The 12,788-nt window shown below is 69.3% G+C and carries 13 protein-coding genes; 3 read left to right on the top strand and 10 right to left on the bottom strand.

The annotated features are described in order from the left end of the window. Nucleotides 1-34 precede the first annotated feature (34 nt). From Q8N19_RS10720 to Q8N19_RS10690, 7 genes are all read right to left on the bottom strand, one after another. Nucleotides 35-508, bottom strand: coding sequence for a DUF6644 family protein (locus Q8N19_RS10720; RefSeq protein WP_305590489.1), 474 nt, complete (start codon nucleotides 506-508; stop codon nucleotides 35-37). Nucleotides 509-511: 3 nt separating this feature from the next. Next, nucleotides 512-868, bottom strand: a complete 357-nt coding sequence (locus Q8N19_RS10715; protein ID WP_305590487.1) for a DUF6152 family protein — start codon at nucleotides 866-868, stop codon at nucleotides 512-514. Nucleotides 869-940: 72 nt separating this feature from the next. Beyond that, nucleotides 941-1,603, bottom strand: a complete 663-nt coding sequence (locus Q8N19_RS10710; protein WP_305590485.1) for a DUF6134 family protein — start codon at nucleotides 1,601-1,603, stop codon at nucleotides 941-943. A 159-nt stretch (nucleotides 1,604-1,762) separates the two neighbouring features. Next, the gene (locus tag Q8N19_RS10705; RefSeq protein ID WP_305590483.1) at nucleotides 1,763-2,155 is read right to left on the bottom strand and encodes a hypothetical protein; all 393 of its coding nucleotides are present in this window, start codon (nucleotides 2,153-2,155) and stop codon (nucleotides 1,763-1,765) included. An 81-nt stretch (nucleotides 2,156-2,236) separates the two neighbouring features. Further along, on the bottom strand, nucleotides 2,237-3,103 hold the full coding sequence (locus Q8N19_RS10700; protein WP_305590481.1) for a 50S ribosomal protein L11 methyltransferase: 867 nt from the start codon (nucleotides 3,101-3,103) through the stop codon (nucleotides 2,237-2,239). Nucleotides 3,104-3,148: 45 nt separating this feature from the next. After that, a complete protein-coding gene (locus Q8N19_RS10695) occupies nucleotides 3,149-3,331 on the bottom strand; it encodes a hypothetical protein (protein WP_305590480.1) in 183 nt (60 codons plus the stop codon). Between the two features lie 61 nt (nucleotides 3,332-3,392). Then, complete coding sequence (locus Q8N19_RS10690; protein WP_305590478.1) at nucleotides 3,393-4,757, bottom strand: O-antigen ligase; 1,365 nt, start codon at nucleotides 4,755-4,757, stop codon at nucleotides 3,393-3,395. Between the two features lie 134 nt (nucleotides 4,758-4,891). Between Q8N19_RS10690 and Q8N19_RS10685 the strand changes: the two genes are divergently transcribed. Beyond that, nucleotides 4,892-5,320 (top strand): hypothetical protein, encoded by a 429-nt coding sequence (locus Q8N19_RS10685; protein ID WP_305590476.1) that lies wholly within the window; start codon nucleotides 4,892-4,894, stop codon nucleotides 5,318-5,320. A 7-nt stretch (nucleotides 5,321-5,327) separates the two neighbouring features. Here Q8N19_RS10685 and Q8N19_RS10680 read toward each other — a convergent pair whose 3' ends face one another. Together Q8N19_RS10680 and Q8N19_RS10675 are read right to left on the bottom strand one after the other, a co-directional pair. Further along, nucleotides 5,328-7,688: a UvrD-helicase domain-containing protein gene (locus Q8N19_RS10680; RefSeq protein WP_305590475.1), complete on the bottom strand. Its 2,361-nt coding sequence runs from the start codon at nucleotides 7,686-7,688 to the stop codon at nucleotides 5,328-5,330. A 40-nt stretch (nucleotides 7,689-7,728) separates the two neighbouring features. Further along, nucleotides 7,729-9,321 (bottom strand): M10 family metallopeptidase, encoded by a 1,593-nt coding sequence (locus Q8N19_RS10675; RefSeq protein ID WP_305590473.1) that lies wholly within the window; start codon nucleotides 9,319-9,321, stop codon nucleotides 7,729-7,731. Between the two features lie 131 nt (nucleotides 9,322-9,452). Between Q8N19_RS10675 and Q8N19_RS10670 the strand changes: the two genes are divergently transcribed. Next, complete coding sequence (locus tag Q8N19_RS10670) at nucleotides 9,453-11,444, top strand: TonB-dependent receptor (protein WP_305590472.1); 1,992 nt, start codon at nucleotides 9,453-9,455, stop codon at nucleotides 11,442-11,444. 74 nt (nucleotides 11,445-11,518) lie between these two features. Here the strand turns inward: Q8N19_RS10670 and Q8N19_RS10665 are convergent, their stop codons facing one another. After that, nucleotides 11,519-11,929 (bottom strand): DUF4168 domain-containing protein, encoded by a 411-nt coding sequence (locus Q8N19_RS10665; RefSeq protein ID WP_305590470.1) that lies wholly within the window; start codon nucleotides 11,927-11,929, stop codon nucleotides 11,519-11,521. 260 nt (nucleotides 11,930-12,189) lie between these two features. Here Q8N19_RS10665 and Q8N19_RS10660 point away from each other — a divergent pair. After that, on the top strand, nucleotides 12,190-12,788 hold a 599-nt coding region (locus Q8N19_RS10660), incomplete at its 3' end, for a hypothetical protein (protein ID WP_305590468.1).

The following is a 12,788-nucleotide window of genomic DNA, read 5'->3' as shown; positions in this document are numbered from 1 at the left end:
GGCCGCGCCTGAGCGCCATGGGGATCATGCAGGCTCAGGCATAGGCGATCAGCCGCCCAAGCGCGCCGACGCACAGCCAGATCGACAGGGAGCCCACGGCCATCAGCCGGCCGGCCAGGGGCGGGTCTGCCTCCCAGCTGGCCATCCGCCTGCGCCACAACCATCGGAACAGCACAGCGTGAACCAGACCCAGGGCGATCAACGCCATCTTGGCGCGAAAGATGTCGGAGCCGACCATTGGCCCCGCGTCAGCGGCGAACATCACCGATCCGCTGGCGGCGAGCAGAATGAGGCCTGCCACCGCCCATGGCGTCAACGCTCTGACGAGGGGCTCGACAGGAAGGCCGCGCCACAGCCCCGCCAGTCTCAAATCAACAACGCCGATGCCGCCGACCAGCAGGACGAGGCCCAGCAGGTGCGCCACATTGGCGACCGGATAGGCCACGGCTGACCCGCGGGCCCATTGGCCGAGCGCCGAGGCCTCCAGCAGAGCGGCCAGGGCCTCCAAGGCTCAGCGCAGCTCGACGGTCTTCCCGGCCGCCGTGATCCGTTCCAGCCGAAGCTCGGCCGTCCCGTCCCGGCGGGCATAGCCCTCCAGGGTCACGACCTTGCCAGGCCCCAGCATGTCGCGGGTCAGGCCGCGGGCCTCCATGCGCGACACAGGCGCCAGGATGACGTCCCAGGTCTTGCCCTCGTGGGCGACCTTGGCCATCCCATGGGGATTGCCCCAGGTCACATCGGTCAGAGGCGCGGTCACCCGGACGGTCTCGGTGGCGTCATAGGAACTCCAGCCATGGTGGGCGAGGCCGGCGGCGGGGGCGGCGGCCATCGCCAGGGCGGCGGCGGCGATCATCAGGGTCTTGCGCATGACGGGCTCCGGGTCTGGGGATTTCAGGATAACGCGGATCGGGGTGGCGCCAGATCAAGGACCTGTGAGGGCCTAGAGCCGGCGATAGATCATGGTGGAGCCGTCTTCCAGCTTGCCCCGCAGACCCGCCCAGGCGCCGGCGGAGTCGTACCAGTTGTCGATCTCGGCCTCTCCTCGCAGGGTCCAGCGGGTGGCGGGGATGGACTGGCCATTGGCCAGCTCGACGTTGTCCTGGCCCGCCCGGGCGGCGCGGATCCGCATCAGCTTGCCCAGTTGCGGATTGAATAGCGGGCGGTTGAAGGCCGCGGTGTTCCAGTGGGTGAGCGGCGCGGCCGAGGCCGGCGCGCTCAGCCGCCCCCCCGGTCCTTCAATACTCACGCCGCCGGCCGAGGCCTCGGCCCGGACCTGCTCGACCTTGCCGTTGGTTTCGGTACGGGTGGTCAGGCTCGCAAACCGGTCGCCCTGCCAACGCTCCGTCGCGGTATGGGCGTAGCGGAAGATGGGCACCGGGCCGAGCCTCACCCGCATCTCCACCTCGGTGCTGACGCTCAAGCCGCCGCCTGCGCTGGTGAACCGCATCACATGCTCGCCCACCTTGTCCTTGCCCCGATAGACGGCGAAGGCCAGCCGGCCATTGGCAGGCGCAGCGGCGAAGGCGGCAGGCGCGGCCAGCGCGCCAAGGCCCCCGGCGAGAAGGCCGCGGCGGCTCAGGGTCATCAGTTCAGGCAGGGTCACGTCAAGGTCTCCGCAGATTGCGCCATCAGGCGGACTATCGATGGTACGGCGGGGAGGCGCCTAGGGATGCCGGGCTTGAGCCTCCGCCAACCCTAGCAAGGGCGCACGAAAAAGGGGCGGCCCATGGGACCGCCCCGATCATCGTAACGTCGGGCCGATTTACATACCGGTCCGGTCGGCGGCGTCCTGAGCGGCTTCGGCCGTGTTGTCGGCGGCCTCTTCGGTGGCCGCAGCGGTGCGGTCGGCGGCGGCCGCGGCGCTGTCAGCCACGCTGTCGGCGGCGGCGCGCGAGCTCTCGGCGGCCTCGGCTGCGGCGTTCTGGGCGCTGGCTGCGGCGTTTTCGACCATGGCTTCAGCCCGGCCGGTGTCGCGGGCCATCTCCAGATCAGCGGCGTCATCGCCGCTGTTGCCGAAGATGAAGAACATGCCGACCAGGGCGACGATGGCGACGATGCCGGCAACCCACCAGCCGGCCGAGCCGCCGCTCTTGTGGACAACCTCGCGCTGGACCGGGGGCGGATCGCGACGGTCAGTATTGGGATCGTAGGTCATGCTTCTCTCCTCAGGGCAGACCGGCTTGGCCGTGTCTGGCTGCGGAGGAGAACGTCGGTAGATCAGGCCGGTTCCGCCGGGTCAGCTCCGCCTCAGCACAAGGGTCGACCAGGCGTCGCGGTTCAGGCGGGTGACCAGAACAAACCCGCGGGAGCGATAGGCCGCCAGAACCCGGCGCGCCTGGGAGCGCAGCAGGCCTGAGAGGATGGCCACGCCGCCGGGGCGCAGGGCGCCTTTGATGTCCTGGGACAGCATGACCAGGGGCGCGGCCAGGATGTTGGCGAAGACCAGATCATAAGGGGCATGCGCCCGGACCAGCCGGTGGCCAAGGCCCGAGGCGTGGACGAAGCGGGCGCGGGCCTGGTTGAGGATCGCGTTCTCTCGGGCGATGCGCACCGAGGGGCGGTCGATGTCGGTGCCCACGGCCACCGGCGAGCCCGTCTTGGCCGCGGCGATGGCCAGGACGCCCGTGCCGGCGCCCACGTCCAGCACGCGATTGAAACGGCCGCGCTTCAGCAGGGCGTCATAGGCCAGCAGGCAGCCCACCGTGGTGCCATGGTGCCCGGTGCCGAACGCCGCGCCGGCCTCGATCCTCAGATTGACCGCATTGGGGGGCGCGAGGCCCCGGTCATGCGCGCCATAGATGAAGAAGCGCCCGGCTCGCACCGGCGGCAGGCCCGACAGGGCCATGGCCAGCCAGTCGGCGTCCGCCAGCACTTCGGTGGAGACCACGAGCCCCCCGTGGCCCTCAAGCACCTCCCGGAGGGAGTCGGCCTCGGCCTGTTCGGTGGGAAAGGCGTCGATGCGCCAGACGTCGCGGTCCTCATCCTCCTCGAGGATGGAATAGGTCACCGCCTCCAGGCCCGGATGGGCGTCGATGGTCTCGGCGGCGGCTTCGGCGACCTTTCGCGGTCCCCGGGCGATGATCTGAACAGCGTCGTGCGTCATGCGCCTCCTCTAGAGGCGCAGGATCGAGATGGCGAGAGGCAAGGCTCAGGAGGCGTCGAGGGTCGCCACTTCCATAGGCGCTGCGGACACAGGGGTCGGCGCATCGGCGCGGTGAACGATCTGGGGGCCCAGCACGGCCTCCTCGAAGGTGATGTCGGGCTTGAACGCCGCGCCCATCAACAGGCCGCTGGCCGCCGCCAGGGTGATACCGTGAAACAGAGCCTTCATATGCGCCTCCTTGCGGCGGCTTAAGCGCGTGAGGCCGCAGACGGTTTCACACGCGCGGACCTCAGGCCGGCGCCAGCCCCCGGCGGCCGAACACCGGCGCGCGGTCGGGCGTCGACCAGTCCAGCCGATCCTCCGGCTCAGGCGCCGCAGCCGACCTGGCCCTTGAGACCGAACGTGGCGCACGCGCGGCGCTATGCGCCCCGACAGGCAGGGGACCCAGCAGCCGCCCCATGGCCGTCACCGCCAGCACCCAGGGCAGGCTGTTGTGGGCCAGGATGAAGCTCTCCGAGAAGATCTGCAGGGTGAAGACAGCCAGCATCATCACCGCCCAGTTGGCGTCGCCGGTGCGACCTTGGCGGACCAGGGCGGCGAGGGCGGCGGCGCCCAGCGCCAGGGCGAAGAGGGCCACGCCGACCGCGCCCAGCTGCACCAGCAGGTCCATCCAGCCGCTATGGGCGGTGGGCACGGTCCAGCCGAGCTGATGGCGGATCCACTTGGCCGGGCTGGAGTCTTCGGTCCAGAAGGCGGCGAACCCGTACCCCTGCAGGGGCCGAGCCTCGGCGGCGGCCATCACCGCGCTCCAGATGTCGGTGCGGCCGGTCAGGGAGGCGTCCTTGCCCAGGGCCTCGAACAGGAGGTCGGGGGCCAGAGCGTAGAGCCCGCCCATCACCCCGCCGAGGGTGACGCCGAGCCAGATCAGCGCCACCGCCGCCGCTGGGCCGCGGTTCATCAGGGTCAGGCCGGCTCCCAGGCCGAGCGCCAGGGCCAGGGCCAGCAGGGAGGTCTTGGACTGGGTCATGATGATCAGACCGACGCAAAGCGCCAGGGTTCCGACCCACAGCAGCCTTCGGCCCGGGCTCAGGGCGGCGGCGGCCGCGCAGGTCAGTGCGCCATAAACCATGGTCGCGCCCATCTGGTTCTTTTCGTACCAGAGCCCCCGCCAGGCGCCGGCGTTGACGTCCGAATGCACGCCCAGGCTCGGCAGGGCCAGGGACACAGCGTAGCTGCCGACGGCCAGGATCAGGAAGCTCGCAGCCATCAATTCGGCCAGCGCGCGGCCGTCATAGCGGGCCACCAGGTAGAGGCCAAACAGGGTCGAGGCCGCCACCGCGATGGCCCGTCGCTGGGAGACGCCGGGATCGATGGACCAGGTCACTGACAGGGCCGCCCACAGCACCAGCGCCCCGAGCAGCAAGGCGGGAAACCACATGCGGGCCATCTGAGGCGCGCGCAGCAGGGCGAGCGCGCCTGCGGCCGCATAGACGGGCAGCCACATGAGCCGCAGGATCGCATTGGAGTCGCCGCCGGTCTGCTCGGGGTCGAGGACAGGTCCGATCAGGGCGTTGGACATCATCAGGATGAGGCCCAGGGTCACCAGGCCTTCCATCAGCCGTATCGCCGTGAGCCGGTCTGACCGCGCGTCCATGCCCTGCCTGTGCCGATCTGGTCCAGGCGGACGCCTGGGACGGAGATTCACGGTCAAGCTTGCAAGCTGCGGCCCATCGCCTTCGCACCCTCGGCGGCCTTGGCGTGTTAGGCTTCACAGGAAGGAGGAGTCAGATGAGCAAGTACAAACCCCTGTCCGACCGCCTGTCGCAGCACGCCGCCGACCGCTGGAGCGCGAGCTTCGCCGAGCTGGAAGAGGTCCTGGGCTTCCCCCTGCCCAAGAGCGCCCGGGAGCAGAACGCCTGGTGGCGGGGCGGGGAGAAGCCGCATCACAGCGCCTGGACCGAACCGGGCTGGCGGGTGCTCGATCTGGATCGCGAAGCGGAGACTGTCGTGTTTGGCCGCGATCAGGACGCGACGGCCGCCTCGGCCGCGTCCGCCGCCGGACTGCCGGCGCCGACTGCTCCCGAGGCGAAACCGACCCAGGCCGCCAAGCGGGTCTTGCCCGCCGCCGTGGTGGGTGGGGCTGCGGCCCTGCTGGCCGGCGGCGTCGCGGTGCTGGCGGGCTTCCTGGCGCGGCGCAAGGGCGAACCCTGGCGTTGAGGGGCGGTCAGGCGGCCGGGGCCTTCTCGACGAAGGAGTCGATGACCTTCTTGTCGCCGGCCTTGTCGAAGGCGACGGTGAGCTTGTTGCCCTCGATGGTGCGGACCTGACCATAGCCGAACTTTTGGTGAAACACCCGGTCGCCCTTGGCGAACCCGCTGCTGGAAGCGGAGGGATCCGAGACCGCCACGAGACGGCCTTCGCCCTCGATCACCTGCTGGCGGCCTGGGTGGCTGCCCTGATAGCCGCGGTCCTGGGCGCGTCGCCAGCCGGGCGAGGAATAGCCTGAACCGAAGCTGGGGCTCTCGTCCCAGCGGCTGCCGTGCTGCTGCATGCCTGGGCCGCCGCCGTAATAGCCGGTGTCCGACGCGGCCTCCACATGGGCGATCGGCAGCTCGTCGACGAAGCGTGAGGGCAGTTGGCTGGTCCAGCGGCCATAGACCTGGCGGTTGGCGGCGAACGAAACGTGGGCCTGCTCGCGGGCCCGCGTGATCCCCACATAGGCCAGGCGCCGTTCCTCCTCGAGACCCTTCTCGCCGCTCTCGTCCATGGAGCGCTGCGAGGGGAAAACGCCTTCTTCCCAGCCGGGCAGGAAGACCAGTGGGAACTCGAGCCCCTTGGCCGAGTGCAGGGTCATGATCTGCACGGCGTCCTCGCCAGCCCCACGATCGAGGTCCATCACCAGGGAGACGTGCTCCAGATAGGCGCCGAGCGTCTCGAAATTCCCCATGGACTGGACCAGCTCTTTGAGGTTCTCCAGCCGCGTCTGGGCGGTCGGCGTCTTGTCCAGGCGCAGGGCGTCGGTATAGCCGCTCTCCTCCAGCACCATCTCGGTCAGGCGGCTGTGGTGCTGGGTCTCGCCCTGCGCCCGCCAGCGGTCGAGATCGCGCAGGAAGTTGGCCAGGGATGTGCGGGTCCGCGCCGCCAACTCGTCGGTCAGCACGATCTGCCGCGCGGCTGTGGCGGCCGAGACGCCGTTCAGCCGGGCGATCTGCAGCAGCTTCTGGACGGTGGTCTCACCGATTCCGCGCTTGGGGACATTGACGATCCGCTCAAAGGCCAGGTCGTCGTCCTCGGACTGGATCAGCCGCAGATAGGCGTGCGCATCGCGGATCTCGGCACGCTCGAAGAAGCGCGGGCCCCCCACCACCGTGTAAGGGATCTGGAGCAGAACGAACCGCTCTTCAAAGGCGCGCATCTGGAACGAGGCGCGCACCAGTATGGCCATATCCTTGTAGGGGCGCGGATCGCGCTCGGTCGTTCCCTTGCGGGCGCGCTCGATCTCGTCGGCGATCAGCCGGCTCTCGGCCTCGCCGTCCCAGACCCCGCGGACCACCACCTTCTCGCCGCCGTCGGCCTCGGTCCACAGGGTCTTGCCCAGGCGCGACTTGTTGGTGGCGATCAGCCCTGAGGCCGCCCCCAGAATGTGGCTGGTGGAGCGGTAGTTGCGCTCCAGCCGGATAACTTTCGACCCCGGAAAATCCCGCTCGAAGCGCAGGATGTTGTCCACCTCGGCGCCGCGCCAGCCATAGATCGACTGGTCGTCATCGCCGACGCAGCAGACGTTCTGGCGCTTCTGGGCCAGCAGGCGCAGCCACAGATACTGGGCCACATTGGTGTCCTGGTACTCGTCCACCAGGATGAATTTGAAGCGGTCGTGATACTCGGCCAGCACGTCGGGCTGCGAGGTGAAGATGGTGATGTTGTGCAGCAATAGGTCGCCGAAGTCGCAGGCGTTCAGCACCCGCAGCCGCTCCTGATAGAGCCGATAGAGCGCCTGGCCGCGGTTGTTGGCAAAGGCCGCGCCCTCGGCCGGCGGCAGGCGGTCGGGCGTCCAGCCGCGGTTCTTCCAGTGGTCGATCAGGCCGGCCAGGGCCTTGGCCGTCCAGCGCTTGGAATCGATGTTCTCGGCTTCCAGCAGCTGCTTGAGCAGCCGCTCCTGATCGTCGGTGTCGAGAATGGTGTAGCTGGACTTCAGGCCCACCAGCTCGGCGTGGCGGCGCAGGATCTGGGCGGCGACGGAGTGGAAGGTGCCCAGCCATCGCAGGCCCTCGGCCTGGGGGCCGATGATGGCGGCGATCCGCTCGCGCATCTCCCGGGCGGCCTTGTTGGTGAAGGTGACGGCCAACAGCTCCCAGGGCTTGGCGCGGCCCGTGGCCAGGATGTGGGCCAGCCGCGTCGTCAGCACCCGGGTCTTGCCGGTGCCGGCCCCGGCCAGGACGAGGACGGGACCCTCCACCGTCTCCACGGCTTCCCGCTGCTCGGGGTTCAGGCCTTGCAGATAGCCGGGCGCATGACCCGGCCCGCCCACGCGGGCGAGGTCGCTGATTTTCGGGGCGGGGACGGGAACTGATTCAGGCGCAGGCATGAGAACGTATGTAGCACACGCTGGCGCCGGCTTAAGGCCCTCAGGCCAGCATCCAGTCCCCCAATGTGGATGAGGTCACCCCCACCAGGATCATCTGGGCGCCGCCGACCATGCTGATCACCGTGTCGGCGCCTGAGAAGCCGAGGGTCCAGCTCGTGCCAGGATCAAAGCGCACCCGGTCGCCCTCGGCGCTGTTGAAGTCCAGCACCCGGTCGATCCCGGCCTCGCCGAAGGTGTTGAAGATGTCTGCGCCAGGACCGCCGCTGATCGTATCATCGCCCCGGTCGCCGGAAATCCAGTCGTTGCCCGGTCCGCCGTAGAGAACATCGTCCCCCTGGCCGCCGCGGATCAGGTCGTTCCCGTCTCCGCCATGCCCGGTGTCATTGCCGAGATTGCCATAGACGATGTCGTCCCCGGCCTCGCCATGCAGCAGATCCTGGTCCTTGCCGCCCACCACCCAGTCATCGCCGCCGCCGCCCCACAGGGTGTCGTTTCCGGCGTTGCCGTGCATGTCGTCGAAGTCGCGCCCGCCCCAGATCTGGTCGGCGCCGTCCATCCCGCGCAGGAAGCCGCGCCCATCGCCGCCGCGGATCAGGTTGTCGGCGCTGTTGCCCAGGATTGTGTCGGCGCCCGGCCCGGCGATGACGTTCTCGATGACGGTGTTGTGGGCGATCCCCAGATTGTCGGTCCAGGTATAGGTCTCGGGCTTCAGGATGTGCTCGTTGAAGAACGCCTGCGCCCACGGAAAGCGAACCAGCATCTCGGCGATCTGCGCCTGGGCTGAAAACTGGGCGATGGAGGAATAGGCCCCCGGCGTCAGGTCGATCACCGACCCCCGGCTGTGGTTCGACAGGTCGAAGGTGTCGATCCCGCCAGCGTCGTAGATGGCCTGGAAGAAGGGCCGGTTCGGATCCCAGCTGTAGGTGGTGTCGCCAGCCCCGGTGGCCGGATCGGCGCCGTAGCGGGCCTGGATGGCCATGATGTCGAACACCATCGGGGTCTCGGGGGACACCCGGGTGGGCGTGATCCTCACCCCCGTGGCCGTTGACACCGCCTGCCAGTGCAGGCTGTCCACAGCCTCAGTATAGGACATCAGAGTGTAGCGCTTGGTGTCATAGGCGGCGGGAAGGGTAGGGCCGTCCTCGAACGGGTGCTTCAGGCCCAGAGCGTGACCCAGTTCGTGGATCGTGGCGCTGTAGTCGAAGCCGCCGACGGCGAAGTCGGCCCCAGCCTTCTCATGGCTGATCCAGATATCGCCCATATAGGGCTGGCCAGACCCGCCAAAGCTGGGTGGAAAATAGGCGAAGCCCCAGGAGGTCTCGCCGTCGTCATCGTCGTCCACGGCGTCGACATCGGTGAAGGCCACCCGGATCTGCCCGGGCGCGGACAGATCGTCTGTCTGGACGAACCGGCTGGCGATCAACCGGTCCCAGGTCTCCACGGCCGCGGCGAACCGCAGACCCTGGGCGCTGTTCAGCACGCCATAGCCCGGAACCGTCGGCTCATCTCCCGTTCCGTAGCCAGGCCAGGTCGAACCTTCCCGCGGGATGCTGTAGGTGATGGTCGAGCCGCCCCACCACCGGGTGGCGGTGAGCAGGCTGGCGATAATGGTGCTGGCGTCGGGGGCGGCCATGAGCGCTCACGCGTGAGAACAGAACGACTTCAATAGCCTAGGATCGGGCGCGAGCCCGTAACGAATTGATAACGCCCCCGACCGGTCACCAGGAATTGACCGTCGGCTTGAACCCGATGAGGCCCCGATCCATGCCTGACATGCCGCCCCCGATGGTGTCCGAGGTCCAGGTCACCGCGCCGCGCCTGGCGCCCAGTCCCGCCGACCTCGCCTTTTCCATCGTTCGGGTGGGGCCAGATGATCTGGCGCGCAGTCCGCGCCTGGATGAAGCCCTGCGGGCCGAGCCCGGCGTCTCGCTCTTCCGGCGGACGGGCAGCGAGGTGGCCAATCCGACCATCCAGGGTCTGTCCCTGCGGGCCATCGCCCCCTCGGGCGCCGGCCGCACCCTGGTGACCCTGGACGGCGCGCCGCAGAACGATCCCTTTGGCGGCTGGGTCATCTGGTCGGCCCTGCCGCCCGAAGGACTGGCCGGCGCCGATATCGTCAAGGGGGCCGGCGCCGGACCCTATGGCGCCGGCGCCCTGACCGGCGTGGTGGCCTTGCAGGAGCTCGAGCCCCAGGCCGGCCTCTCGGCCCTGGACCTGTCGGTGGCGGAGTACGGGACCTATCGCGGGGCCGCCGCCTTCGGGACAGATAGCCTGATGGTGGTGGTCTCAGGCCTCAGCCAGGAGGGGTATGTGCCTGTCCGTGGCGCCGGACGTGGGGGCGTTGATCAGGCCGCGGGCCTCGACCAGGTCTCGGCTGCTGCGCGGCTGCAGGGGCAGGTGGCCGGCGTCAACGCCGCTTTCCGACTTTCGGCCTTTGAAGAACGCCGCGGCGGCGGGGTGGAGGGGGTCAGCTCCGAGGCCAGCGGCGGCGGGGCCACCCTGTCGCTCGCCCAACCCTCGGCGACCGACGCCGGGGGCTGGCGGCTGCAGGCCTGGCTGCGGACCAGCGACCTGAAGAACCGCTTCGCCGCAGTGGAGGCTGATCGCTCAGCCAGCCGCCCGGCCGCTGAACAACTGGCCACGCCGGCGCTAGGCTATGGCCTGAACGCCGCCTGGCGGGCGGTGAACGGGCCCTGGACCTGGGAGGTCGGCGCCGATCTGCGGGTGAGCGACGGCGAGACCCGGGAGTTCTTCCGCGACCTGGGCGCCGGCTTCACCCGCGGTCGGGTGGCCGGCGGGCGCACCCAGGTGGGCGGCCTCTATGGGGAAGCCACCCGGGTCGGAGAGCGGCTGCTGCTCACCGGCGGCGTCCGCATCGACGGCTGGGAGGCCAGCGAGGCCCGTCGGATCGAGCGTGACCTGGCTGGCGGCGCCGTCCTGCTGGACTCCCGCGCCCCCGACCGCAGCGGCACGACGCCCACGGGCCGGCTTGGCCTGCGGTTCGAGCTCACCGAGGCGATCCATCTGCGTGCCGCGGCCTATTCGGGCTTCCGGCCGCCGACTCTCAACGAACTGCACCGGCCGTTCCGGGTCGGCAACGACATCACCGAGGCCAACCCTGCCCTCGAACCGGAGCAGCTCTATGGGGCTGAGGCGGCTGTCGGCGGGCAGGGCGCCTTCGCCTGGTCGGCAGGCGTCTTCTTCAATCGTCTCGAAGATCCGATCACCAATGTGACCATCGGTCAGGGGCCGAGGACCTTCCCCATCGCCGGGTTCGTGCCGGCCGGCGGCGTGCTGCGCCAGCGCCAGAACGCCGGGGTCATCGAGGCCTGGGGGGTGGAGGTCTCCGCCGACCGCGACTTCGGCGCCTGGGCGGTTCGCTTCGATGCGGTGGCCACACAGGCGGAGGTCGACGGCGGCTCGGCTGCGCCGCAGCTGAACGGCCTGCGCCCGGCCCAGACCCCGGAGTTCGCCGCCACCCTGGGTCTCGACTGGAGCGCCAGCGAGCGCCTGCGTCTGTCAGGCCAGGTCCGGCACGAAGGGCAGCGCTATGAGGACGACCTCAACAGCCGAAGTCTGGCGGCGGCCACCACCCTTGATCTGCGGGTGGCGTGGAAGACCGGTCCCGACGCCGAACTCTACCTGGCGGGCGACAACCTCCTGGACGCGGACGTCGAGGCCGGGGTGAGCGGCGATGGGCTCATCACCCTGGCTGCGCCGCGCATCGTGCGGATCGGCTACAGCCTGCGTCGCTAGGTCCCCACAGGGGCGGATTGGCGGTGTGTCGCGTCGCCAATCCGCCTCGTTTGCGCGTCCGAGGATCGACGGCCCTAGTTGGCGGCAGGCGCCACGCCGTTGGCCTGCATCGCCTGGCCGATCCGGGCGCGAAGCTCGGCGTCATTCTGGGCGGCCTGGGCGATCTGGTTGTATTCCTGCGGCGTCAGACCAGCCTGCTCCACCGCCTGGCTCATCTCGGCGGCGGCCTTCTGCTGGACCTCGGTCCGCGCGGGCCCTTCGGGGGCGGCCTGGATTTCGGCGCCGTACTTCTGGTTCAGGCTGCTGACCTGGTTCATGGCCAGGGCGAAGCTGTTCACCTTCTCATCGGTGATCTCGCCGGCCGCCTGCGGCGCGGCTTGCTGTTGAGGCGCTGGTGCGGGCGCGGTCTGCTGCGCCTGGGCGGCGGTGGCCCCGAGGGCGAAGACGGCGGCGGAGGCGGCGAGGGTGGTGAGCGTCATGCGCATGGCGGTGTCCTTTCCGGTTTTTGACTGAGCCGGTAGCCCGTCGGGCGAGAAACTTCGCTATTCGAAATATATAGTCAATGTACCGGGGCGAAATTGGGCGAAATGGTCACAAACGCCGCCAACTCTAGCCCATGTTTATTCGAAGAACGAATAACCCTTGCTGGCGCGTTGCGTCAGACCGCCCTCCGCAAAGAGCTTGGCTGTAGCCAGCGGCTCATGTATCGGCCATCTCAGATAACGCGGATCGATTAGAGGGATTCATGCTGGGTGTTCTGGCGGCTGTAAGTCTCGGCGCCCAAGCCTGCGGGCCCGTCCAGGCCATGGCGGCCTCGGTCCTTGGGCAGCCCGGTGAGGTCACTGTCGGATCTGTTGGCTATCCGGGGACGGCCGACGCGCCGGGCTGCGTCCTCCAGGTTCACGGGAATTCACAGATGGGGTCGAGCTTCGCCTCGGTGGCGGCGAAGCTGGATCAGGCGATTCTCGGGGCGGGCTGGACGCGGGACATCAATGCTGACGCCGACGGACCTGAGGGCACGGCCGCGGGATACATTCGCCCCGGGGAGCAACTGGCAGTCTCAGTGAACCAGACGGGGCGGGGGGCGGCGCTGGCCTTCACGGTGGTGCTGGGGCTTCGATCAGCCGCAGGGGCGACCACAACCCTGTCTGAGCCCGGCGCAACGCCCCTTGACCCGGCCTGCCTGTCCAGCACCGCCTGGGCGGTCGATCCGGCCGGCGACCGGATTCAGGTCTTCGGGTGTCGTCCCGTGGCCGACATTCCCCCGCCTGACGCGGACGGTTTCACCACATTCCAGCGCCCTGCCGTCGACGGTCTGGACGGGGGCTTCACCCGGGTGAAGCC

Source organism: Phenylobacterium sp., assembly GCF_030693405.1.
Classification (GTDB): Bacteria; Pseudomonadota; Alphaproteobacteria; order Caulobacterales; family Caulobacteraceae; genus Phenylobacterium.
Note: the sequence above shows the minus strand (reverse complement) of the source record. Positions and strands in the feature narration are given on the sequence as shown.

Excerpts from the sequence above, each read along its gene's own strand:
- Q8N19_RS10715 (WP_305590487.1), bottom strand. The coding sequence starts at position 868 with ATGCGCAAGACCCTGATGATCGCCGCCGCCGCCCTGGCGATGGCCGCC.
- Q8N19_RS10685 (WP_305590476.1), top strand. The coding sequence starts at position 4,892 with ATGAGCAAGTACAAACCCCTGTCCGACCGCCTGTCGCAGCACGCCGCC.
- Q8N19_RS10700 (WP_305590481.1), bottom strand. The coding sequence starts at position 3,103 with ATGACGCACGACGCTGTTCAGATCATCGCCCGGGGACCGCGAAAGGTC.
- Q8N19_RS10695 (WP_305590480.1), bottom strand. The coding sequence starts at position 3,331 with ATGAAGGCTCTGTTTCACGGTATCACCCTGGCGGCGGCCAGCGGCCTG.
- Q8N19_RS10680 (WP_305590475.1), bottom strand. The coding sequence starts at position 7,688 with ATGCCTGCGCCTGAATCAGTTCCCGTCCCCGCCCCGAAAATCAGCGAC.
- Q8N19_RS10670 (WP_305590472.1), top strand. The coding sequence starts at position 9,453 with ATGCCTGACATGCCGCCCCCGATGGTGTCCGAGGTCCAGGTCACCGCG.
- Q8N19_RS10675 (WP_305590473.1), bottom strand. The coding sequence starts at position 9,321 with ATGGCCGCCCCCGACGCCAGCACCATTATCGCCAGCCTGCTCACCGCC.
- Q8N19_RS10690 (WP_305590478.1), bottom strand. The coding sequence starts at position 4,757 with ATGGACGCGCGGTCAGACCGGCTCACGGCGATACGGCTGATGGAAGGC.
- Q8N19_RS10705 (WP_305590483.1), bottom strand. The coding sequence starts at position 2,155 with ATGACCTACGATCCCAATACTGACCGTCGCGATCCGCCCCCGGTCCAG.
- Q8N19_RS10665 (WP_305590470.1), bottom strand. The coding sequence starts at position 11,929 with ATGCGCATGACGCTCACCACCCTCGCCGCCTCCGCCGCCGTCTTCGCC.